Annotated in this window: 17 protein-coding genes and 1 tRNA gene; 6 read left to right on the top strand and 12 right to left on the bottom strand. The window is 68.3% G+C overall.

Going from position 1 to position 20,590, the window contains the following annotated elements:
* Nucleotides 1-76 precede the first annotated feature (76 nt).
* Complete coding sequence (locus ACIRCZ_RS15280; protein WP_402854527.1) at nt 77-1,201, bottom strand: Gfo/Idh/MocA family protein; 1,125 nt, start codon at nt 1,199-1,201, stop codon at nt 77-79.
* Nucleotides 1,202-1,316: 115 nt separating this feature from the next.
* On the opposite strand from ACIRCZ_RS15280, the gene ACIRCZ_RS15275 reads away from it, so the two are divergent.
* From ACIRCZ_RS15275 to ACIRCZ_RS15265, 3 genes are all read left to right on the top strand, one after another.
* Nucleotides 1,317-2,504, top strand: a complete 1,188-nt coding sequence (locus ACIRCZ_RS15275) for an ROK family protein (RefSeq protein WP_402854525.1) — start codon at nt 1,317-1,319, stop codon at nt 2,502-2,504.
* Between the two features lie 54 nt (nt 2,505-2,558).
* Nucleotides 2,559-3,704: an ROK family protein gene (locus ACIRCZ_RS15270; RefSeq protein ID WP_402854523.1), complete on the top strand. Its 1,146-nt coding sequence runs from the start codon at nt 2,559-2,561 to the stop codon at nt 3,702-3,704.
* A gap of 66 nt (nt 3,705-3,770) precedes the next feature.
* A complete protein-coding gene (locus tag ACIRCZ_RS15265; RefSeq protein WP_402854521.1) occupies nt 3,771-4,814 on the top strand; it encodes a diacylglycerol/lipid kinase family protein in 1,044 nt (347 codons plus the stop codon).
* Between the two features lie 30 nt (nt 4,815-4,844).
* Here ACIRCZ_RS15265 and ACIRCZ_RS15260 read toward each other — a convergent pair whose 3' ends face one another.
* Both ACIRCZ_RS15260 and ACIRCZ_RS15255 read right to left on the bottom strand, forming a co-directional pair.
* Complete coding sequence (locus ACIRCZ_RS15260; protein ID WP_402854519.1) at nt 4,845-5,075, bottom strand: hypothetical protein; 231 nt, start codon at nt 5,073-5,075, stop codon at nt 4,845-4,847.
* Nucleotides 5,076-5,163: 88 nt separating this feature from the next.
* Nucleotides 5,164-5,511 carry a nuclear transport factor 2 family protein gene (locus ACIRCZ_RS15255; protein WP_402854517.1) on the bottom strand — a complete coding sequence of 116 codons (348 nt, stop codon included), beginning with the start codon at nt 5,509-5,511 and terminating at the stop codon, nt 5,164-5,166.
* A gap of 110 nt (nt 5,512-5,621) precedes the next feature.
* On the opposite strand from ACIRCZ_RS15255, the gene ACIRCZ_RS15250 reads away from it, so the two are divergent.
* Together ACIRCZ_RS15250 and ACIRCZ_RS15245 are read left to right on the top strand one after the other, a co-directional pair.
* Nucleotides 5,622-6,191, top strand: a complete 570-nt coding sequence (locus ACIRCZ_RS15250) for a dihydrofolate reductase family protein (RefSeq protein ID WP_402854515.1) — start codon at nt 5,622-5,624, stop codon at nt 6,189-6,191.
* 36 nt (nt 6,192-6,227) lie between these two features.
* Nucleotides 6,228-6,395 (top strand): hypothetical protein, encoded by a 168-nt coding sequence (locus ACIRCZ_RS15245; RefSeq protein ID WP_200949549.1) that lies wholly within the window; start codon nt 6,228-6,230, stop codon nt 6,393-6,395.
* A 399-nt stretch (nt 6,396-6,794) separates the two neighbouring features.
* On the opposite strand, the gene ACIRCZ_RS15240 is transcribed toward ACIRCZ_RS15245, so the two are convergent.
* The 8 genes from ACIRCZ_RS15240 to ACIRCZ_RS15205 form a co-directional block, all read right to left on the bottom strand.
* Nucleotides 6,795-6,868, bottom strand: a tRNA-Pro gene (locus ACIRCZ_RS15240).
* Nucleotides 6,869-6,939: 71 nt separating this feature from the next.
* Nucleotides 6,940-8,868 carry a cellulase family glycosylhydrolase gene (locus ACIRCZ_RS15235; protein ID WP_402854512.1) on the bottom strand — a complete coding sequence of 643 codons (1,929 nt, stop codon included), beginning with the start codon at nt 8,866-8,868 and terminating at the stop codon, nt 6,940-6,942.
* A gap of 81 nt (nt 8,869-8,949) precedes the next feature.
* On the bottom strand, nt 8,950-9,789 hold the full coding sequence (locus tag ACIRCZ_RS15230; protein ID WP_055891215.1) for a carbohydrate ABC transporter permease: 840 nt from the start codon (nt 9,787-9,789) through the stop codon (nt 8,950-8,952).
* Complete coding sequence (locus tag ACIRCZ_RS15225) at nt 9,782-10,780, bottom strand: carbohydrate ABC transporter permease (protein ID WP_402854510.1); 999 nt, start codon at nt 10,778-10,780, stop codon at nt 9,782-9,784. Before ACIRCZ_RS15225 ends, ACIRCZ_RS15230 begins: the two co-directional genes overlap by 8 nt.
* Before the next feature lie 105 nt (nt 10,781-10,885).
* Nucleotides 10,886-12,190: an ABC transporter substrate-binding protein gene (locus ACIRCZ_RS15220; RefSeq protein WP_402854508.1), complete on the bottom strand. Its 1,305-nt coding sequence runs from the start codon at nt 12,188-12,190 to the stop codon at nt 10,886-10,888.
* A gap of 125 nt (nt 12,191-12,315) precedes the next feature.
* Nucleotides 12,316-13,320 carry a LacI family DNA-binding transcriptional regulator gene (locus ACIRCZ_RS15215; protein ID WP_402854506.1) on the bottom strand — a complete coding sequence of 335 codons (1,005 nt, stop codon included), beginning with the start codon at nt 13,318-13,320 and terminating at the stop codon, nt 12,316-12,318.
* Nucleotides 13,321-13,578: 258 nt separating this feature from the next.
* Nucleotides 13,579-15,210: a chitinase gene (locus ACIRCZ_RS15210; RefSeq protein ID WP_402854504.1), complete on the bottom strand. Its 1,632-nt coding sequence runs from the start codon at nt 15,208-15,210 to the stop codon at nt 13,579-13,581.
* A complete protein-coding gene (locus tag ACIRCZ_RS15205) occupies nt 15,210-17,516 on the bottom strand; it encodes a glycosyltransferase family 2 protein (RefSeq protein WP_402854502.1) in 2,307 nt (768 codons plus the stop codon). The genes ACIRCZ_RS15210 and ACIRCZ_RS15205 overlap by 1 nt, the downstream gene beginning before the upstream one ends.
* A gap of 164 nt (nt 17,517-17,680) precedes the next feature.
* Here ACIRCZ_RS15205 and ACIRCZ_RS15200 point away from each other — a divergent pair, with 164 nt between their 5' ends.
* Nucleotides 17,681-19,084, top strand: a complete 1,404-nt coding sequence (locus ACIRCZ_RS15200; RefSeq protein ID WP_055891198.1) for a DUF2252 domain-containing protein — start codon at nt 17,681-17,683, stop codon at nt 19,082-19,084.
* Here ACIRCZ_RS15200 and der read toward each other — a convergent pair.
* The gene (der, locus tag ACIRCZ_RS15195; RefSeq protein ID WP_055891196.1) at nt 19,081-20,589 is read right to left on the bottom strand and encodes a ribosome biogenesis GTPase Der; all 1,509 of its coding nucleotides are present in this window, start codon (nt 20,587-20,589) and stop codon (nt 19,081-19,083) included. The two genes, ACIRCZ_RS15200 and der, sit on opposite strands and share 4 nt — an antisense overlap.
* Nucleotide 20,590: the final 1 nt, after the last annotated feature.

The following is a 20,590-nucleotide window of genomic DNA, read 5'->3' as shown; positions in this document are numbered from 1 at the left end:
GGCCGTGGACGCGGCCGAATGGTGGGGCGGGATCTGATGCGGCGCGCGGCGGGATCTGATGCGGCGCGGGGCGGGCTCAGGCGGGGACGGCGACCGCCTCGGCGGAGACGTCCTGCCACCCGCCGCCGGCCGCAGACGCCAGGACGGCCTCGGTGAGGCGGACGGCACGCGCTCCGTCGCGGAAGGTCGGAAGGCCCTCCGGGAACTCCCCGGCGATGGAGCGGTACGTGTCGGAGACGAAGGCGTTGAAGGCGTCCTGGTAACCCATCGGGTGCCCGGAGGGCACGAGCGAGAGACGGGCAGCATCGGGAGAGAGGGTGGACGCATCCCTGTGCAGGACGGATGACCTGTCCGTGCGGCCGAGCCATACCGTCTCCGGCGACTCCTGGTCGAATCGCAGGGATTCGAGGTCGCCCGAGAGCTCGATGACGAGACTGTTCTTGCGGCCGGGAGCGACCTGCGAGACGAGAAGGGTTCCCACCGCACCGCCGTCGAGTTCGACGAGGAGGGCGGCGAGGTCCTCTGTCGCGACGTTCGCGATCCCTTCGCGTTCGGCGTGGACCGTGCGCGTCATGGCCTCGAGCCTCGTGATGCGCTCCCCCGCGACGAACTCGACGAGGTCGACCAGGTGCGAGCCGATGTCGGCGAAGGCTCTGGACGGTCCGCCCAGCCGCGCATCCACCCGCCAGTCGCTGTCGGAGCTGCTGGAGAGCCAGTCCTGCAGATAGTGGCCCTGGATGGTGAGGATGCGGCCGAGGCGACCGGCGGCGACCCGCGCCCTGGCCTCTCTGACCATCGGGTGGAAGCGGTAGGCGAACGGGACGGTGGCGACGAGGCTGCCGGCCTCCGCCCTGTCGGCCAGCAGGAGCGCCTGGCCGAGACCGGTGGCGAGCGGCTTCTCGCAGACGACGTGCTTCCCAGCGGCGAGCGCGGCCAGCGCGAACTCCGCGTGCGTACTGTTCGGGGTGCAGATGTGGACGACGTCCACGTCTGCCGCGAGGAGGTCGTCGACGCTCGCGTATGAGCGGTCGGCGCCGATCGCTGTCGCTGCGCGCTCTGCGCCCTCTGCGGTCGAGGATGCGACACCGGCGATCGTCGCGCCAGCGGCGCGTGCCGCCCTGGAGTGGACGGCCGCCATGAAGCCACCGCCCACGAATGCGGTGCGGAGCGTCCTCGTTTTCATCTCGACGGTGAGTGCCATGTGCGGAATATTGACATGAATCAGTTTGGTTTCGCTACTTCAAAAGCAGAATTAGTTCAAAAAAACTTTTCTTTTGCTCTTGTAAACGCAAAAGTGCTCATGCTTGACTACCGACGTGCAAGACAGCGAAGAAGTGCGCGAAGCGACAGGGAGACGAGCAGGAGAGCTCTTCCAGCTCTTCCGCGACGGCCGCCCCCGCACCCGCGCCCAGCTGTCGGTCCTCACCGGACTGTCCCGTTCCACGATCGTCTCGCGTGTCGGCGACCTCCTCGATCTCGGCCTGCTCGCCACGGTCGGCGACGCCGTCTCCAGCGGAGGCCGCCCTCCATCGCAGATCGCCCTGAACCCCCGCGCCGGCGTCGTCCTGGGAGCCGATCTCGGTGCGAGCCACGGAACCATCGCCCTCACCGACCTCGCCGGAGACATCCTCACGCGGCGCAGCGAACCCGTCGCGATCGACACCGGCCCTGCCGAGGTGCTCGGCTGGCTCGCCGCGGTCTGCCGGTCGATGCTGACCGAGCTCGGACGCCAGGAGTCCGACCTGCTCGGCATCGGGATCGGCGTGCCTGGTCCTGTGGAGTTCCCTGCAGGCCGGCCGAGCAACCCGCCGATCATGCCAGGCTGGGACGGCTTCGACATCCCCGCCTGGGTCGGCCGCGAGTTCGACGTGCCCGTCCTCGTCGACAACGACGTCAATCTGATGGCCCTCGGCGAGCGCGCAGCCAACCCGCGCGCCCGCGAGAACCTGCTGTTCGTGAAGATCGGCACGGGCATCGGGGCGGGAGTGATCGCCGGAGGCCGGCTGCAACGAGGAGCACAGGGCACCGCGGGAGACATCGGCCACATCTCGATCGCCCGCGCCTCCGACATCGAGTGCCGCTGCGGCAACACGGGCTGCCTGGAGGCGATCGCATCCGGACCGGCCATCGCGAGCGCACTGCGCGCATCCGGTGTGGAGGTGCGGACAGGACACGACGTCGTCAGCCTGGCGACGCGCGGCTCCATCCCTGCCGCGCAGGCCGTGCGCCAGGCAGGACGGGACATCGGCGAGGTGCTGGCGGGATGCGTCAGCTTGATGAACCCGTCGCTGATCGCGGTCGGAGGCTCACTGGCCAGCGCAGGCGAGCATCTGCTCGCCGGCATCCGCGAGGTGGTCTACGCCCGCGCCCTGCCGCTGGCGAGCGAGCATCTGACGATCAGCCAGTCCCGCGCGGGCGACGAGGCAGCCGTGCTCGGCGCGAGCTCCCTCGCGATCGACGAACTCCTCTCCCCCAGGCGGATCGACGAAATGCTGGCAGTCTGACGGCGCGGACGCGATGCGGCCTCGACGGTGGCCGAGCTGTGATTGTCTAGTCACATGACTGCTGCCGAGCTGCGCCACGACCACCTCAGCATCATCCGTGCGCTCTCCGGCGCCGAGCAGTCCCGCGCCGACCTCGGCCGCACCCTCGGCTGGGCGCGCAACACGGTGAGCAGCCGCCTGGACGACCTCCTCGCCGGCGGCTGGATCGTGGAGTCGGGCGACCAGCTCTCGGGCCGCGGCCGGCCGAGCGCACTCTTCCGGCTCAACGAGGACAACATCCTGGTGTTCGTCGCGAGTTTCGGCAAAGACCAGGTGACCGCGACCATCGCGACCATCGGCGGAGCGGTGCTCGCCCGCAGCGTGATCGACGGGTACTCGCTTGGCGCGGCAGGATCGGACGGACCTGCGGATGCGGCGCGGCTCCGCGACGAACTGGTGGCCGAGGCGAGCGTGTCAGCCGAGCTGATCCGGATCGCGGTGGTCGGGGTGACCGGCCCCGTCGAGGACAACAAGAGCATGCCGATGTACGCCGACCTCACCGTCGACGGAGCCTCGTTCGAGCGCGCCCTGGGCATTCCCGTGGTCGTGGAGAACGACGCCAACCTCATGGCGCTCGGCCTGCTCCCCACCCTGGATGCGCAGAGCCGCTCCCTCGTCTTCGTCAAGGTGGCGACGGGGATCGGCGCAGGGCTCATCATCGACGGCCGGCTGCACCGCGGCCTGCGCGGTCTCGCGGGAGAGCTGGGGCACATCCCTGTCGCGCACGGCGACGGCATCCCGTGCAACTGCGGCAACTACGGCTGCGTCGGCGAGGTCGCCTCGGCTCCGGCGATCCTGAACCAGGTGCGCAACGACGGACTCGACGTCGCGTCCCTCGACGAACTCCAGCCGCTCGTGGCCGCGGGCAACCAGATCGCGATCGCGACCCTGCGCCAGGCGGGCCGCGACATCGGCGAGGCGATGATCGGCCTCGTCACGGCCATCGCCCCCGACGTGCTCGTGATGGGCGGACGAGTGGTCGGGCTGGGCGACCACCTGATGACCGGGCTGCGGGAGACGCTGTACTCGCGCGCCCTGCCCGCAACCACCTCCCGGCTTCGCATCGAGTCCATCCGTGATGCGGAGGACGCGGCGGTGCGCGGCGCGCTGGTGATGGGCTTCGACCGGCTCTTCCCGCACGAGCCGTCCGCGACGGCCTAACTCTCGTGTTGGTCAGATCGGGGTCGCCGGTCTGATCGGGACCGCCGGCCGACATATCCTTGGCGGATGAGCGCACAACCGGACCACCACACTCCGGCACGTCGCGCAGCGTTCGTGCTCAACCCCACCAAGGTGGATGTCTCCGTGCTGCGCGCGCGCGTGGCCGCACAGGAGTCGCGGGGCGGATGGGCCGCATCCCAGTGGTTCGAGACGAGTGGGGACGACGACGGCCGCGCGGCAGCGCAGGACGCGGCAGCGACGCAGCCGGACCTGATCGTGATCGTCGGAGGAGACGGGACGCTGCGGGCGGCGGCGGACGTGCTCGCCGGGACGCGCATCCCGATCGGTCTGGTGCCTGCGGGCACCGGAAACCTGTTCGCGCGGGAGCTGCGCCTGCCGATCAACAACCTGACCGCCGCCGTGGAGACCGCGTTCGCCGGCGAGACCAGGCTGGTCGACCTCGGACACGCTGTGCTGGTCAGGGCCGACGGCTCGGAGGAGCGTCGCGCGTTCCTGGTGATGGCCGGCATCGGCCTGGATGCGCACATGGCCGCCCACACGAACCAGCGCCTCAAGAAGCGCATCGGCTGGCTGGCGTACTCGGACCCGATCGCGCGCAGCATCCTCGGCAACAAACAGTTCGACATGGTCTACCAGCTCGACGACGCCCCGGAGATCGCGCTGCGCGCCCACACGGTCATCGTCGGCAACTCCGGCAGCCTCACCGCAGGGCTTCTCCTGATCCCGGATGCGACGGTCGACGACGGCCTCCTCGACGCCGTGGTGCTCCGGCCGCGCGGCGGAGGCGGCTGGACGAACATCGGCTACCGGCTCACCTTCAACCGGCTGCTCCACCGGACGGGCTTCGGCAGGTTCGTCGGACGCATCACGCCCCAGGCGCGGGCGATCCGGTATGCGCAGGCGAAGCAGATGCGCGTGCGCTTCGAGGAGGAGCAGGAGATCCAGCTGGACGGCGACCCGAACGGGAGCGTCGTGTCTGTGACGCTGACGGTCGAGCCCGGGGCACTGGGGATGCGGGTGCGGACGCCGCGTCGTCGCGGCAGGGGGCGAGGTCAGGGACGGGCTGTGGCAGCGGGCGCCGCCCGGTGATCCGACCGGGGCGCGCCACGCTGCGCGTCGTCAGAGGGCGTTGTCGAGGGTGATCTCGGCGGGCGTCATTGCCCGGTACTGGCAGCTCGACGGCCAGTTCGCCTGCTCCGTGAGGGGAACAGCCCAGCCGCTCGTCGTCGCGCCGAGCGTCTTCGTCTCGAACCGGACGCGGGGCTGTGGCTCTCCGTTGATGGTCTCGGCCACCGCGACAACGGTCGTACCGCTCGGCATTCGCATCTGCGCCGTATACAAGTGTTCCATGTGCTGACGGTACGCCCCTTTTGGCGGCGGCGGTGGCGAACGGTCCGCCCCGCGCCGCATGCCGGCTCCCCGGCTGACGGGTCGCGGCCTATCTGAGGTACACGTAGAGCGCGGAAATGCGCCCGTCGCGGATCAGCGCGACGTCCGTCCCGTGCACGACGGGTTCGGCTCCCGCCGGCCCGTACGACCACTCGACGGTGGCGAGATCCTGCACTTCGTAGAACCGTCCCGGCACGAACTCGAAGCCAGGCGTCCTGGCGTGCAGCTCGCGGATCTTCTCGTTGATGGCGTCCGGCCCAACAGCCACGCCGTCGTGGTCGGCGAAGCGTGCATCCGGAGCGTACAGCTCGGAGAGCACGGGGCGTCGCAGCGCCTCATCGCGCTCGTTGAAGACGCCGAGCAGGTTGCGGTGGAGGAGTTCCTCGAAGGTGGTCACGCTTCTGTCTACACCCTCGGGTCGCGTCGCATTCCCTGCATCATGTTGCTTCCCCCTGCCGGGAGGGGCGCTCTAAACTTCCGGGATCGGCTGACGGAGGGCATGACGCAATGCGAAAACTGGTCTACGGGATGAACGTGACGCTGGACGGCTACATCGCCGCCCCGGGCGACGACATCGGGTGGAGCGCGCCGAGCGACGAACTGTTCGAATGGTGGCTCGAGGAAGAGCAGGCGATCGACCTGTTCCTCTACGGCCGCAAGCTCTGGGAATCCATGAGCTCGTACTGGCCGACCGGCGACCGGCAGCCCAACGCAACGCCAGCGGAAATCGCCTTCGCGCGCAACTGGCGGGACACGCCGAAGGTGGTGTTCTCCTCCACGATGTCGGCGGTCGACTGGAACGCCCGCCTGTTCACCGGCGACGCGCTCGCGGAGATCACCCGCCTCAAAGCCGAGGACGACGGGCGGATGCGGGTGGGCGGCGCGACCCTCGCCGGCACGGCCATGCGCGCAGGGCTGATCGACGAGTACACCGTGGTCACGCATCCAGTGCTGGTGGGCGGCGGACTGCCGTTCTTCGCCGCGCTGGACAGCTGGATGAACCTCGACCTGGTGGAGACGCGCACGCTGCCAGGCGGTGTGCTGATGAGCAGGTACGAAACGAGGCGCGCGAGCTAGGTCGATGGTGCGCCAAAGCAGGCGTACGGTGGGCACATGCTCATCTTGGTGATCGTTCTCGTCGTGTTGTGGGTCATCCTGGCGATCGTGGGGTTCGCGATCAAGGGGCTGCTGTGGTTGGGCATCATCGGGATCGTGCTGGTGATCGCGACGCTGATCATTGGGTTCGTGCGGCGGGCGGCGAACTCGGGGAAGGCGAAGTAGAGGCGGGCCCTGGCGTTCTCCGCGCCGCCGATTCCCGCTTCCTGCAAGCCCTGCTGGGCAGCATGCCAGGAATGGGGAGCACGCGTCGTCGGAGGAATCCACCGGGCGCTAGGTGGCCTTGATTCGTCACCGGCGAACGCTGTTGATTCGCCTTCTGGTTGTGCGCTCACGTGAGGCCAGAAGAAGGCCCCGGAACACGCGACTTCCGCGTAATTCAGGGACCGTCCCGTCGGGCTGCGCCCCACACGCTCCCCCAAACGCCGAGCCTCGCAGAGCGAGGATCGGCGCCCGGGGCCCCTCGCGGCGGGGACCCCAATAGACAGCAGCGAGTAACGACAAAAAGTAGAGGGCCAGACGTTCGCATCGCGAACGTCTGGCCCTCTACTTTTTGTCGTTACGTCGGGCTGACAGGATTTGAACCTGCGACCCCTTGACCCCCAGTCAAGTGCGCTACCAAGCTGCGCCACAGCCCGAAGTCGCTTTGAGGGTGGAGCCCCAAAGCAACTTGTCCATACTAGCGTGTCCGGGCGGGTGCCAGTGCCACCTACTCGAAGACCAGCTCGCGCACCTCCACGCCGTACGGGTCGAGGGTCACCGAGCTGACGTCGTCTCCGTTCAGGGTCCGCAGGGCACCTGCCGCGCGGGGCGTGACCGTGACCGTTGTGGGGTGCTGGGAGACGAAGAAGACGAAGCGGCGGCCGTCGGCGTGGACCAGCGTGTCGGTGAAGACCTGCGGGTCGTCGAGGCGGATGTCTCGTTCCACGTCGGCCACCTCGGCGAGGGCGTCGTAGAGGCGCCAGGTGTCTTCGGGGTTCACGCAAGGGAGCTGGGATGCGAAGTATTCGAGCGGGTAGGTGGAGAGCACGGCGCGTCCGGAGCCGTGGGACTGGGAGACGATGACGGGGCGGTCGTGCGCATCCACGGCGATCACCGTGCCGGTGGTCGCGGTCACCGGGAGGTAGGAGCGCGAGTGCTCGTTGCCCGCGGCGGCGAACGAGAGGACCGTGCCCTCGGCCAGACCGCCGAAGGAGGTGAGGAAGCGCACCGTCACCGTGTCGTCGGAGACCGGAGGCACCAGGCCGTATGCCGACTCGCGTTGCACGCCGAAGATCTCCTCCGTATATGCCCACCATGGACCACGCTGCACGCCGATGTCGCCGACGCAGTACGAGGCGTAGACGGTGGCACCGTCAGAGGCGAGGTCGATGAGCTGCTTCCAGGTGGGGCCGCAGAGCTGCTTGACCGACGGCAGCAGGTAGAGGCCGTAGCCGGCGGGGATGCCGCCGTCCTCAGCCTCGCGCACCACGGCCACCGGCACGTGCGCCTCGTGAGCGGCGACGTACGCCTGCTCCCCCGTCGCCACGATGAGCGCCCGCTCCGGCTCCTGGGTGAACGGGTAGTCGGCGGCGAGGTGCGAGGGCACGACGATCGCCGCATCCACCGGGGAGCGCGTGACAGCTGCGACGTCGATGGATGCGAGGTCCCCGGCGAAACGGGCCAGCTCCAGCAGCGGGGGCTTGGGGGCTCCCGTCGCGTCCGTGATCCCGAAGTGCATCTCGAACGGGTGGTGCGAGTACGGACGCTGGGCGATCAGGTCGTCGTAGTCGGTGTTGTTCCAGGCGATCCAGCCGGTCGCCCCGGCCAGGAGCGTGTTGTAGAGCAGCTGGCGGTAGTACGAGGCGGCACCGGATGGGGACACGAAGTCGCTGGTCAGGCCGAACTCCTCCATGATCACCGGCAGGCCTGCGATGTGGCAGAGCTCTGCGATGTACGCGGCCTTGAGGTGCTGACGGGTCTGGTCGGACTCCATCCGGTAGACGTGCGGGCCGACGAAGTCGGTGAACGCGGCCAGGTCGGTGGTGGAGAAGCCGTTGTCGTGGCCCGTCGTCTCGATGCCCCACGCCCCGTCGCCGACGGAGACCGGCTGGGTCCCTCCCCCGGCGCGCACCGCATCCACCAGCAGCGACGCCCACGCGTCCACGATCGGGCGCGGCGCCTCCCCTCCGTAGATCGGGACCTCGTTGGTGAGCAGCCAGCCGGCGACGGCGGGATGCTCGGCGAAGCGGGCGGTCAGCTCGCGGACGTACCAGGCCTGGCGTCCGACGAACCAGATGTCGCTGTACAAGTCGCGGCCGTCCCGCCAGGCCGGGTCCCAGTTCTCGCCGGACATGTGCCCGACGAGGAACGTCGGCACTGTCGTCATGCCGGCGTCCAGGTGGGCGTCGAGGAAGTCGTGGAAGTTGGCGATGCACTGCTCGTCGAGCGTGTCAGGGGTGGGGTGGAAGTCCGGCCAGTAGAAGAACGACCTGGTCATGTTGAGGCCGTGCTCCGCCAGGACGGCGAGCTCGGAGCGGACGACCTCCTGGTCGTAGCTGGTCCACATCAGCGGACCTCCCGACCGGGACCAGAAATTGGCCCCGAGCCAGATGGCGGGCGCGCCGTCGACGGCGAGCAGGGGGGAATGGCGTTCCATGATTCCTTTCGAAACGACGCGAAGTCGCAAGAAGTCGAACAGTCGAGCGACCGAACGGGCGTGCGGGCGGCGGGGAAGCTGCTACTTCACCGCACCCGCCGTCAGCCCGGCGACGAACGAGCGCTGCAGCAGCAGGAACGCCACGACCACCGGGATGCTCACCACGAGCGAAGCGGCCATGATCTGGTTCCAGTACACGTTCGTCTGGGTGGAGTAGAGCTGCAGGCCGACGGCGAGCGTTCTGTTCTCGTCCGTCGTCATCACGGATGCGAACAGCACCTCGCCCCAACTGGTCATGAACGAGTAGATGGCGACGGCGATCAGCCCGGGGCGCGCGGCGGGAAGCACGACGTGCCAGAGCGCGCCCATCGGCCCGCTCCCGTCGACCATCGCCGCCTCGTCGAGGTCGCGCGGGATGCCGTCGAAGTAACCGGCGAGCATCCAGATCGAGAACGGCAGCGCGAACGTCAGGTAGGTGATCACGAGGCCGAACCGCGTGCCGACGAGCTGGATGCCCACCGCCTGGTTGATGTTCACGAAGATGAGGAACAGCGGCAGCAGGAACAGCACGCCGGGGAACATCTGCGTGGACAGCACCGTGGTGGTGAACACGCTGCGGCCCTTGAACCGGTAGCGCGAGACGGCGTACGCGGCGAACACTGCGATGACCAGACTCAGGATGGTCGCAGAGCCCGCGACGATGAGGCTGTTCACGAAGTACGACGCCAGCGGCACCGTCGACCACATGTCGATGAACGGCTGGAAGGTGATCTGCGTCGGCCACCAGGTGAAGGCGCCCTGCACATCCGCCAGCGACTTCATCGACGAGGTGACCATCACGTAGATCGGGACGGCGGTGAAGATCGTCAGGATGACGAGCACCACCCAGCGGAAGGCTTTGGAAGAGACGGTCTCACGCACGACGGGACCTCCGGTTCAGCACGAGCAGGTAGATACCCGTCACGATCAGCAGGAAGATCAGGAGCAGGACGCTCATCGCGGCCCCTGAGCCGAAGTTCCAGGTGAGGAACGACGCGTTGTAGATGTGGAACGAGATCAGGTCGCCTGCCGCAGGTTGGGCGTTGCCGAACAGCACGAACGGGGTGTTGAAGTCGTTGAACGTCCATAAGAACATCACCAGCAGCAGCACCGTGTTGACCGGGCGCAGCATCGGCAGCGTGATCGCGCCCCACTGCCTGGCCGGCTTCGCGCCGTCGACCGCCGACGCCTCGTAGACCTCCTCGGGGATGGACTGCAGACCGGCCATCAGCATCAGGAACGCGAACGGCCACAGCCGCCAGATGGCGACGATGACGATGGACCAGAACGCGTTGCCGCCGATCAGCCAGAACGGTTTGTCCCCTGGGAGGTTCAGGTTGTCGAACAGGAAGTGGTTCACCGCGCCGGTGTCCTTCTGCAGCATGAACTTCCAGGCGATGATGCCCGCGTACATCGGCAGCGCGTACGGCACGAGGAACAGGGTGCGGAAGAAGCCGCGACCCCAGAACTTGCGCTGCAGGGCGACGGCGGCGGACATCCCGAGCGACCACGAGATGCCGACCACGAGGATGGTGAACCCGCAGGTGATCAGGAACGACTGCAGCAGCGCCGCACCGACCGAACCGTTGAAGTCGAGGGCGACCGCGTAGTTCTTGAAGCCGACGAACGGCGCCTCCGACCAGTTGGCGATGTAGAACTTCGTGAGTTGCACGAAGCTGATCCAGATGCCGGTGAGCATCGGGATGACGTGGATGAGGATCTCGAAGATGATGGCGGGCGCGAGCAGGGCGAGCGGGATCCACCAGCCTTTCTGCCTCTTGCGTTTGCGCGCCGGCGCCGGCGCCGGGGCGGCCGTCGCCGTGCCGAGCACGCCCGTGCCGCGCGGAGTGTCTGCTGATGTCGTCGTCGACATGGTGACCTCTGTCTGGTCAGGAGGATGGTCTGTGGATGCTGGGGGGTGCACCGGGTGCGGGATGCGCGGCGAAGAACGTGCATCCCGCACCCGGCGCCGGCGGCGTCAGCCGCCCATGGACTGCTTGACCTGGTCCTGCGCCGATTGCAGCGCGGACTTGATGTCGCTGTCGGAGACCGTGCCTCCTGTGGCGATCTTCGCGAACATGTCGTTCATGGCCTTGCCGACTGTGTTCTCGAACTGGTCTTCCGCCGGAACCAGAGGAAGCGGCTTGGACATGGTGTTGTAGATCTTCTGGAAGGTGGCGGCCTCTTCAGCGTTGTCGGTGAAGTTGGCCTTCGCGCCGTTGAGCACCGGGAGCGTGGCGTACGGCTTGCCCAGGGTGGTCTGGGTGCTCTCGCTCGTCATGTACTTGACGAACTGGAGGGCCGCATCCTTGTTCTTGGTGTTCTTCATGATGGAGAGGTTGATGCCGGCGACGTGGCTGGCCACATCCTTACCGCCAGCGGGAGCGGGGAACGGAACGACACCGTATGCGTCGGTCTTCATGCCGTTGGCGTTGATCGACGAGTCGGCGTTGTTCTGGCTGAGGATCATCGCGACCTTGCCCGTCGCGAAGTCGTTCACTGCCTGCACGCCGTTGTCGTACTGGGCGTTGGAGGTGTTGACGACCTTGTCGGTCTGCATCAGGTCGAGGTAGCGCTTGATGCCGTCGACTGCTCCGGTGGAGGTGAAGGTGGGGTTGCCCTTGGAGTCGAAGAACTCCGCGCCGTTCTGCGCCGCCGTGATGAACGCGAAGTGCGCGTTCTCGGTGTAGCTGCCGGCCGCGAGGGAGAAGCCGTAGGTGGAGCCGGTGGTCAGCTTCTTGGCGTCGGTGACGAGGTCTTCCCAGTTGGTGGGCGGCTGGACGCCCGCAGCGGTGAACATCGACTTGTTGTAGTACAGCCCGTATGCGAGGCCGTAGAGCGGGACGCTGGTGACCGTCTTGCCCGGTGCGCCGCCGGTCTCGAGCGCGGTCTTGACGAACTTGTCAGAGCCGCCGATAGCCTTCATGTTGGCGTCGTCGAACGGCAGGAACGCGCCGGTCGCCTGCAGGGACGCCGCCCAGGTGTTGCCGATGTTGAGCACATCCGGGCCCTGGCCGCTGGTGACGGCGGTCTGGATGCGCGTCTGGAGATCGTTCCAGCCGATCACTTCGAGCTTCACCTTGATGCCTGTCTTCTTGGTGAAGTCGTCGAGGACTGGAGTGAGGACCTGCTTGTCGTTGTCGAGGCTGGTCCCCTGGTTGCTCGCCCAGTACGTGATGGTCGATCCACTGGCCGAACTTCCCGATCCGGAGCTGCTGCAGCCTGCTGCGACGAGCGCGACCGCGGCGGCGATGGCGCCCGCGAGAATGGCGCGTTTCTTCATAGTGACTCCCTTGTCTCTTGGTCGTGGCGCACACGCCACGACCTCTACGCTAACTGAACCGGTTCAGTTGTCAAGGGGGTGGACCAGAAATACTTCCCCTGTTCGGGAGCGGGCGGGGGCGGTGCCTACGGGGCCGGGATGCTGGTGGAGCGCACGACGAGCTCGCTCGGCTTCGCGGTGGTGACCTCGGAGGGCACGCCGGCCAGCGCATCCAGCAGCATCCTGGTGCTGCGCCTGCCCTGCTCCTCGGGGAACCGGGCGAGCGCGGTGATCGGCCGGGAACCGAGGCGGCAGACCAGGGAGTCGTCCCAGCTCACCAGGGCGACGTCCCTGCGGTCGAGCCTGTCGAAGCCGGCGGCGGCGCCGAGCGCGAGCATGTCGTTCGAGGTGACGACGGCGGTGATGGCGGTGTCCGCGGCCAGGGTCTCGACGACGATCCGCTCCCCCGCCTCCGACGAGTAGTCCGACGCCGCGAACACCGTGCTGATGCCCCGGGCGAATGCCTCCCCCTCGATCGCCGCCCGCCTGTCGTCCTCGTGCTCGAACTCCAGCGGCCCCGTGATGTGCAGCACCCTCCGGTGACCGAGCCTGGCGAGGTCGCCGATGATCAGGGCGGAGTCTCCGCGCGCGTCGTAGAGCAGCACCCGGCCGGGGGCGACCTGCGCCCGGTTGCCGTGCACCACGAAGTCGAGGCCGAGCTGGTCGAGGAGGGCAGGGCGCGGATCGTTCACGCTGATGTCGAACAGCATCACACCGTCGACCCTGCCCTGAGCGCTCCAGCGGCGATAGGTGTCGAGATCCTGGCCGACGCCGGTGCCGACCATCCGGAGCATCAACGCTTGGTCGGTCTCCGCCAGCACGCTCTCCACCCCGGCGAGCAGGCTCATGTAGAACGGCTCAGCGCCCAGCAGGCTCGGGTCGCGCCGCAGCACGATGCCGATCGCGTCCGTGCGGGAACGGGACAGTGCTCTTGCGCTCGCGCTCGGGTGCCAGCCGAGGTCGGCCGCGAGGTCGAGCACCCGGCGACGGGTCTCGTCGCTCACGCCCGGCTGGCCGTTCAGCGCGTACGAGACGGACGCCTTGGACAGCTTCAGCTGGGCAGCGAGCCCGGCGATCGTCACACGCGTCACGTCACCCTCCTTGTCGAGTCAACAGTACTCACAGGCGGTATGCGAAACTCACTGGCGGTATGCGAACGTGCCGACGAGCACTCACGGGCTCGCTACCCGAAAGTCCGCCCGGTACTCGCCGGCACGCGTGCCAGTGGATGCGACCCGACAGTGTGCCGCATCCACTGGATGCCCAGAACCTCCGCCCCGCAGCGGGTGTCCGGGTCTGGTCGGCGACGGGATGCGTTCAGGGGGGAATCTGCATCCCGCCGCCGAGTCTCACTGAGCTGCGGTGCCGCCGCTCAGAATGGTGTTGATCTCGTCCTGGGTGAGCGGGGCCCATGGAGACGCGTCGGGGTTGGCGCTGGCAGCCTCCGGGCTGTCGCCCTGCGTCCACCACTTGGCCTCGAACGGCACCCCGTCGAAGAGCACGCGGGCACCCTTGTCGAACTGGGCGGTGCCCGTCCACTCCGGGTACGTGCCTGCGGGGAGCGTCGGCTGCGGGATGGGCGTCTCGCCCGGCAGCACGGGGCCGACCAGGTCCCACGGCGTCTCCCACGCGTTCAGCACGGGGTCGTCGGGGACATCGCCCTTCGTCCACCATTTGGCCACGTAGACGTTGTGGTGCCAGACCACCTTCGTGCCTTTGAGGTACGAGTTGGTGGTGGTCCAGATCGCGTACGGCGAGCTGGCGGGGTCGTCCTTGGTGACGGTCGACGTCGGCTCCGGGGTGGTGACGGCGGACTCACCGAGCGAGATGTGGCCGGCGAAGCCGGCGGAGAGCACACCGGCGAAGGTCTGCTTGCCCTGCTTCACGCCGCTGCAGGCATCGGAGACGACCGACGTGTCCACGTAGTTCGACCCGCAGGTCTTGTCGCGGTTCGCCGACCACATCGACATCCGGCCGATGCCGGTGGAGACCGCCCACGCGTTCAGCGCCTTGGCGTCGGCAAGCGAGAAGACCTCCTTCTCGACGTCGTTCTGCCCGATCATCGGCGTCGCGCCCAGCTTGGACCACAGGCTCGGGTCGGACTGGTGCAGCTTGGCGCGGTCGTAGAGGATGCCGAGCTGGCGCTTGGTGGCGGTGAGCGCATCCTGAGCGGCGTCGGACATGGACTGCTTGGCCGCCTTGGCGTCGCCGAAGTCCATCGTCATGACGTTGACGCCTGCGATGTCGACCTTGGCCTTCAGCATCGCGGCGACCGCATCCGTGCCCTGGCTGGTGAGCCCGGTCGGAGACACAGGAAGCGTCAGCCAGACGGCGAGGCTCTTGCCCTCCGCCCTGCGCTCCTTCTGCAGCGCGGCGATGGTGGATGCGCGGCGCGCGCTCGCGTCGGCGTCCGCCAGTCCTGCGCCCTCCAGATCGAGGTCGACCGTGCCGATCTTGTACCGGTCGACGACGGACGCGTACGCGGCCTTCAGCTTCTCCGGGTCGGTGCAGGCCACGGCGAGCTCGTCGTTCAGCTGGCCGCCGAACGACACGGCGACCGTTCCGCCCTGCTGCTGCAGCCTGGCGATGCGGCGGTCGAGGTCGAGGGAGCCGCGGGCCTCGTCGAGCGTGTACGCGTTGCCCCACGACGGCGTGCACGCCGAGGCGGAGTCGGCCACGATGAACGAGAGGACGGCGTCCTTGTTCTTCGTGGTGCCGAGGTTCTCGAACGCGAACCGCGGGGTGGCGGTCACGTCGACGTACGACGCGAACCACGGCTGGGCCTCGACGGCCGCCTTCGCCGTCCACCACTGGAAGCCGACGACGCCGACGCTGACGACCACCGCGGCGACGAGCGCTGCGCCGATCACGCGGAGGGGCGAGAGGCGGCGGCCGCTGTCTGCGTTTCCGCCTGCTGGCGCCTGCGCGTCACGAGACTGGGCCTCAGGGGCCTGAGCTTTCGAGCTCTGCTTCCTGCCCATCAGGCAGCCTGCTTCTCTGACTCGGTCAGATCGCCGTCGCGGACGGGGAGCGCGACGCGCTCGACGTGCGGGAGGTCGCCTCCGCTGTGGCCGTGGTAGAGCACAGAACGCCAGTCGATGACGTCGGCGGCGGGAGCCGTCGTGCTCGCTGCTGCCTTCCGGTTCTTCTCGACGTACAGCGGGCGGGTGAGCCCGAGCCAGATGTCGACGATGGAGTTGCCGACGCCGATGTAGGAGACGATCGCCCAGATGGCGAGGGTCGCATTGAAGAGCGCGAACGCGGCGTTGCCCCAGTTCTGCGCGTTGACGTCACGCCACAGCGTGAACGCGGAGAACGCGACGATGAGGAACGGGGTGACGACGTAGAGCAGCGGAGAGGCCGTGCGGTTCTTCACCTTCGGGGTGCGGACGAACGGGATCTTCTTGCCGGTCAGCGACTGCTGGATCGACTTGAGCACACCGGCCAGGTTCACCGGGAGCAGGATCAGGTTGAAGCCGTAGATGCGGAGCACATCCGTCGCCTTGTATCCGGCGTAGCGCAGGTCGCTGGCCATCGCGATGAAGTACGGCAGGGCGGCGAGCAGCACCACGGGGCTGAGCAGGCGGCCGTCGTACGGGTACGCCAGCAGGAAGATCAGGCCGAAGCTCGCCCAGGCGATCGACGCCATGTAGTTCACGCGCAGCAGGAGCTCCGTGCGGGAGATGACCTCGCCGCGACGCTTGCGCTCGCGCACCTGACGCCACAGCTTCGGCAGGATCAGGAGTCCGCCGTTCGCCCAGCGGCGGCGCTGCACGATGAGCGAGCCGAAGTCGGGCGGGGTGGCGGAGTAGCTGAGGCGCTCAGGGTAGTTGACGAGCGTCCAGCCGTGGGTGCCGAGGTCGATGCTCGACTCGGTGTCCTCGATGACCGTGCGGTCCTGCACGTAGCGACGCACCTCGAAACCGCCGACGAATTCGGTCTCCACGATGTCCTCGATGGCGCGCTTGCGGATGACCGCGTTCGCACCCACCCAGAAGGTGGCGCCGTAGAAGCTCATCCCCTGGTGCAGGATGTGCTGGATGTCGGTGGTCGCGCCGGCGAGACGCTCGATGCGGGTGCCGGCGCCGCGGAAGGACGAGTACGGCGTCTGCGTGACAGCGACGCGCGCGTTGTCCGGCTGCTGCAGCAGGTAGGTGAGTCGGAGGCAGTACTCGCGGAGCAGGATCGAGTCGGCGTCGAGCGTGAGCAGGAAGTCGCTGTCCGGGATGACGATGTCGCCAGGGCGACGCGAGCTGACCGGGTTCAGGATGGGGCCGTCCGGCGTCTCCTCGACGCGGTAGGTCCCGCCCATCAGGCCGATGTACGCGTTCAGGTTCATCGCCTTGTTGGCTTCGTGCGACAGCGACGCCCACTGCTTGCGCTCGAACACGTCGAGCTCGGCGTCGAACGTCCACGCCAGGCGACGGTAGAGCTGCGCGACGCGCTCGGTTGAGAGCGATGCGCCCTCCTCGACGGCCGCCTCGATCGCCTGGGCGGTGAGCACGAGCTCGTCGCCCAGGGCGCGGAGCACCTGGTCGGCGAAGAACAAGTCGACGTGGTCTTCGACGCCGTGCGCATCCGCCTGGCGATACAGCCACTCGGCCGCCCAGGTGTAGTGCGCCGCCAGCTCGGTGGCGTCCGACTCCGTCGCGAACGCGCCGTTCTCGGACAGCTCGTAGTGCATCAGCGCGTCGCCGAAGCGGGTCCGCGGCTCCGCCAGCAGGGCGGCGATGTCCGCGCCGAGGGCACGGGTGGCGTTCAGCCGCTCCGCCACGGCCTGGTCGGTCGGGTTGGGGTTGTCGTCGAGCAGCAGCACGACGCGCATCGACGGGAACTCCTGCAGGGCGGCGGACAGCAGGGTCATCCGCACGACCTCCGGCTCCTCGGCGTACGACGGGACGAGGACGGTGATGGAGGGCTGGTTCTCCGCGAAGTGGCGATCCAGCTCCGCGCGGGGAACCCGCACGTGCTTCTGGAACCGCTGCAGAGCGCCCTGACGGGCGACCAGGTACATCAGCGCGGAGAACGTCAGGAAGGTGACGACGATCAGGTAGCCGATCGCCTCCATCGTGAACCGGAAGTCCTGCGTGCCGAGCACGAGGAACTGGCGGATGATCGTGGTGACGACGTAGATCGCCCAGAAGAGCACGGTCGCGACGATGGCGACGCGGCTCCAGGTGACCTTGCGGTCGGAGGGCTTCGGGTGGACGGTGGGAAGCGGCTCTGTGCGCTTCTCAGCGCCGAGTTGGCGTTTTCGGGCAGGGGTGTATGAACTTGTAGAACTCATGATCGGGTATGCGTCCTTGAGATAGAGAGCCCGCGCTTTCGGGTCGCGCGGTCGGGTAGCTCTCACTGTCCACAATAGTGAGGACAAGACGGGGTACAAACCCCCCTTTGTGGTCATGTCACCGATCGGTGGCCCGACGGCATGGCGAGCGCTAGGGTTGCGCCATGGACAGCGTCGCGGGTCGCCTGCGTTACGACCACGAGCCGGTCGCCAGCGACCGGGAGCAGTACGAGTTCGGCAAGGGCGCCAGGAAGCGCATCCCCCGGTCGGCGCACGCCGACTATGTTCCGGATGCGCGGCGCGACCCGCTCGCGATCCTCGAGAAGCAGAACGCGAGCCGCCTGCCCAGCCTGGTGCCGTTGCGCACGGCGAGGATGCTGCAGGACCCGTTCGCGTTCTACCGGGGCACGGCGGCGCTGCAAGCGGCCGATCTGGCCGGCGGCGCGGTGACCGGCGCGAACGTGGTGGCCTGCGGGGATGCGCACATCGCCAACTTCGGCATCTTCGCGTCACCGGAGCGGCGCATGGTCTTCGACCTGAACGACTTCGACGAGGCGACCGTCGCGCCGTGGGAGTGGGACCTCAAGCGCCTCGTGACGAGCGTGGTCATCGCCGCCAGAGCCCGAGGAGCATCGGAGACCGCGGCCGAGGAAGTCGCGCTGCTCTCTGCCGCGGCATACCGCGATGGGCTGCGCGTCTCCGTCGGACTCGACGTGACCCAGCGCTTCTTCGAGGCGGCCGTCATCCACGGAGGCCGCCAGTACGGCAAGGCGACGCAGCGCCTGGTGAAGAAGACCGTCGCCGCCTCGGAGAAGCGCACATCGGCGCACGTCGTGTCGCGCATCACGGAGCTGGCGGACGACGGCTCGCGCCGCATCGTCGAGAACCCGCCGAGACTCACCCACGTTCCAGCGGAGATCGAGGCCAGCATCGGCGAGGTGCTCGCACGGTACAGCCGCACGGTCTCCCCCGACATCGCGCTGCTCCTCGACCAGCACACGGTCACGGACATCGCCCGCCGCGTCGTCGGCGTCGGCAGCGTCGGCACCCGCTGCTTCATCGTGGTGCTGACGGGTCCGCGCGGCGAGCCGCTCGTGCTCCAGGTGAAGGAGGCGACGGAGTCGGTGATGCACGAGTTCGGCGGCGTGCCGTCCGAGGACATCGCCGGCATCGACCGCGCGACGCTCGCCGAGCACCACGGCTACCGGGTCACGGCCAACCAGCGCATCCTGCAGGCGGTGTCCGACCCGTTCCTCGGCTACGTGAGCTTCGAGGGCTACGGCTTCTACGTGCGGCAGTTCCGCGACAGGAACGTGTCGTTCGACATCCCTGGGATGCCGGACGAGCCGTTCGCCGACTACGTGCGCACCTGCGCCACGATCCTCGCCAGGGCGCACTCGCGCAGCCCGCTTGCCGCATCCATCGCCGGATACATCGGCAGCGGAGACGCGCTCCCCCACGCCGTGACGGAGTGGTCGCTGGCGTACGCCGACCAGTCGCTCGCCGACTTCCACGCGCTCGGCGAAGCGGCCGAGGCCGGCCGCTTCGCCGTGAGCGATGTGCTCTAGCGCTTGCGCTTCTCGCGGACGCGCATGTTGAGCGTGATCGGCGTTCCCTCGAAGCCGTAGATCTCGCGCAGCCTGCGCACGATGTATCGGCGGTAGCCGGGGTCGAGGAAGCCGGTCGTGAACACCACGAACGTCGGCGGGCGGCTCGCCGCCTGCGTGCCGAACAGGATGCGCGGCTGCTTTCCTCCACGCACGGGGTGCGGGTGCGCCGCCGTGAGCTCGGCCAGGAACGCGTTGAACTTGCCGGTCGGGATGCGGGTGTCCCACGACTCGAGCGCGAGCTCCAGCGCCGGCACCAGCTTCTCCAGGTGGCGTCCGGTGCGCGCGGAGATGTTCACCCGCGGAGCCCAGGACACGTGGGCCAGGTCCTGCTCGATCTCGCGCTCCAGGTAGCGGCGGCGGTCGTCGTCGAGGAGGTCCCACTTGTTGAACGCGAGCACCAGCGCGCGGCCGGACTCGAGCACGAGGTCGATGATGCGCACATCCTGCTCGCTGATCGGCTCCGAGACGTCGAGCACGACGACGGCGACCTCCGCCTTCTCCAGCGCGGTGGAGGTGCGCAGCGACGCGTAGAAGTCTGCGCCCTGCTGCAGGTGCACGCGACGGCGGATGCCGGCGGTGTCGACGAACCGCCACACCTTGCCGGCGATCTCGACCTGCTCGTCGACCGGGTCGCGGGTGGTGCCGGCGAGCTCGTTGACGACGACGCGCTCTTCGCCCGCCGCCTTGTTGAGCAGTGACGACTTGCCGACGTTCGGGCGTCCGACGATCGCGACGCGCCGAGGACCGCCGACCTCCTGCTTGGCGACAGCGGAGACCTCCGGCAGCTTCTTCAGGATGTCGTCGAGCAGGTCGGCGACGCCGCGCCCGTGCAGGGCGGAGACGGGCCGGGGCTCGCCGAGGCCGAGCGACCACAGTTCGGTCGCGTGCGGCTCCTGGCGCAGGTCGTCCACCTTGTTGGCGGCGAGGAAGACGGGCTTCTTGGTCTTGCGCAGCATCCGCACGACGTGCTCGTCTGTCGCAGTTGCTCCGACGTTGGCGTCGACCACGAACAGCACGGCGTCCGCGAGGTCGATCGCGATCTCGGCCTGGGCGGCGACGGATGCGTCGATGCCCTTGGCGTCCGGCTCCCAGCCTCCGGTGTCCACGATGGTGAACCGGCGGCCGTTCCACTCCGCCTGGTACGAGACGCGGTCGCGGGTCACACCGGGGGTGTCCTCGACGACGGCCTCTCGACGGCCGAGGATGCGGTTGACCAGCGCCGACTTGCCCACGTTGGGGCGCCCGACGATGGCGAGCACGGGCAGAGCAGGCAGGTAGGTGATCGCGTCGGGGTCTTCGCTGACGGTCTCGAGGATGTCGAGGTCGGCCTCGTCCAGCTCGTAGTCGTCCAGCCCGCTGCGGAGGGCGGCTGCGCGCTGCGCGGCCAGCTCCTCGTCGAGCCCGGACAGTCGCTCGACGAGGTCGTCGGCGCCCTGGGGCTCCTCAAGTTCTTTGTCAGACATG

This window comes from Leifsonia sp. NPDC102414, assembly GCF_044765685.1.
In the GTDB taxonomy this organism is placed as follows: Bacteria; Actinomycetota; Actinomycetes; order Actinomycetales; family Microbacteriaceae; genus Leifsonia.
The sequence above is the reverse complement of the archived record's forward strand: the minus strand, read 5'-3'. Positions and strand labels throughout refer to the sequence as shown.

Bases quoted from the DNA above. Each gene is read 5' to 3' on its own strand.
- ACIRCZ_RS15260 (WP_402854519.1), bottom strand. From the start codon at position 5,075: ATGGAACACTTGTATACGGCGCAGATGCGAATGCCGAGCGGTACGACC.
- ACIRCZ_RS15235 (WP_402854512.1), bottom strand. From the start codon at position 8,868: ATGGAACGCCATTCCCCCCTGCTCGCCGTCGACGGCGCGCCCGCCATC.
- ACIRCZ_RS15270 (WP_402854523.1), top strand. From the start codon at position 2,559: ATGACTGCTGCCGAGCTGCGCCACGACCACCTCAGCATCATCCGTGCG.
- ACIRCZ_RS15205 (WP_402854502.1), bottom strand. From the start codon at position 17,516: ATGAGTTCTACAAGTTCATACACCCCTGCCCGAAAACGCCAACTCGGC.
- ACIRCZ_RS15200 (WP_055891198.1), top strand. From the start codon at position 17,681: ATGGACAGCGTCGCGGGTCGCCTGCGTTACGACCACGAGCCGGTCGCC.
- ACIRCZ_RS15210 (WP_402854504.1), bottom strand. From the start codon at position 15,210: ATGGGCAGGAAGCAGAGCTCGAAAGCTCAGGCCCCTGAGGCCCAGTCT.
- ACIRCZ_RS15250 (WP_402854515.1), top strand. From the start codon at position 5,622: ATGCGAAAACTGGTCTACGGGATGAACGTGACGCTGGACGGCTACATC.
- ACIRCZ_RS15225 (WP_402854510.1), bottom strand. From the start codon at position 10,780: ATGTCGACGACGACATCAGCAGACACTCCGCGCGGCACGGGCGTGCTC.
- ACIRCZ_RS15245 (WP_200949549.1), top strand. From the start codon at position 6,228: ATGCTCATCTTGGTGATCGTTCTCGTCGTGTTGTGGGTCATCCTGGCG.
- ACIRCZ_RS15280 (WP_402854527.1), bottom strand. From the start codon at position 1,201: ATGGCACTCACCGTCGAGATGAAAACGAGGACGCTCCGCACCGCATTC.
- ACIRCZ_RS15265 (WP_402854521.1), top strand. From the start codon at position 3,771: ATGAGCGCACAACCGGACCACCACACTCCGGCACGTCGCGCAGCGTTC.
- der (WP_055891196.1), bottom strand. From the start codon at position 20,589: ATGTCTGACAAAGAACTTGAGGAGCCCCAGGGCGCCGACGACCTCGTC.
- ACIRCZ_RS15220 (WP_402854508.1), bottom strand. From the start codon at position 12,190: ATGAAGAAACGCGCCATTCTCGCGGGCGCCATCGCCGCCGCGGTCGCG.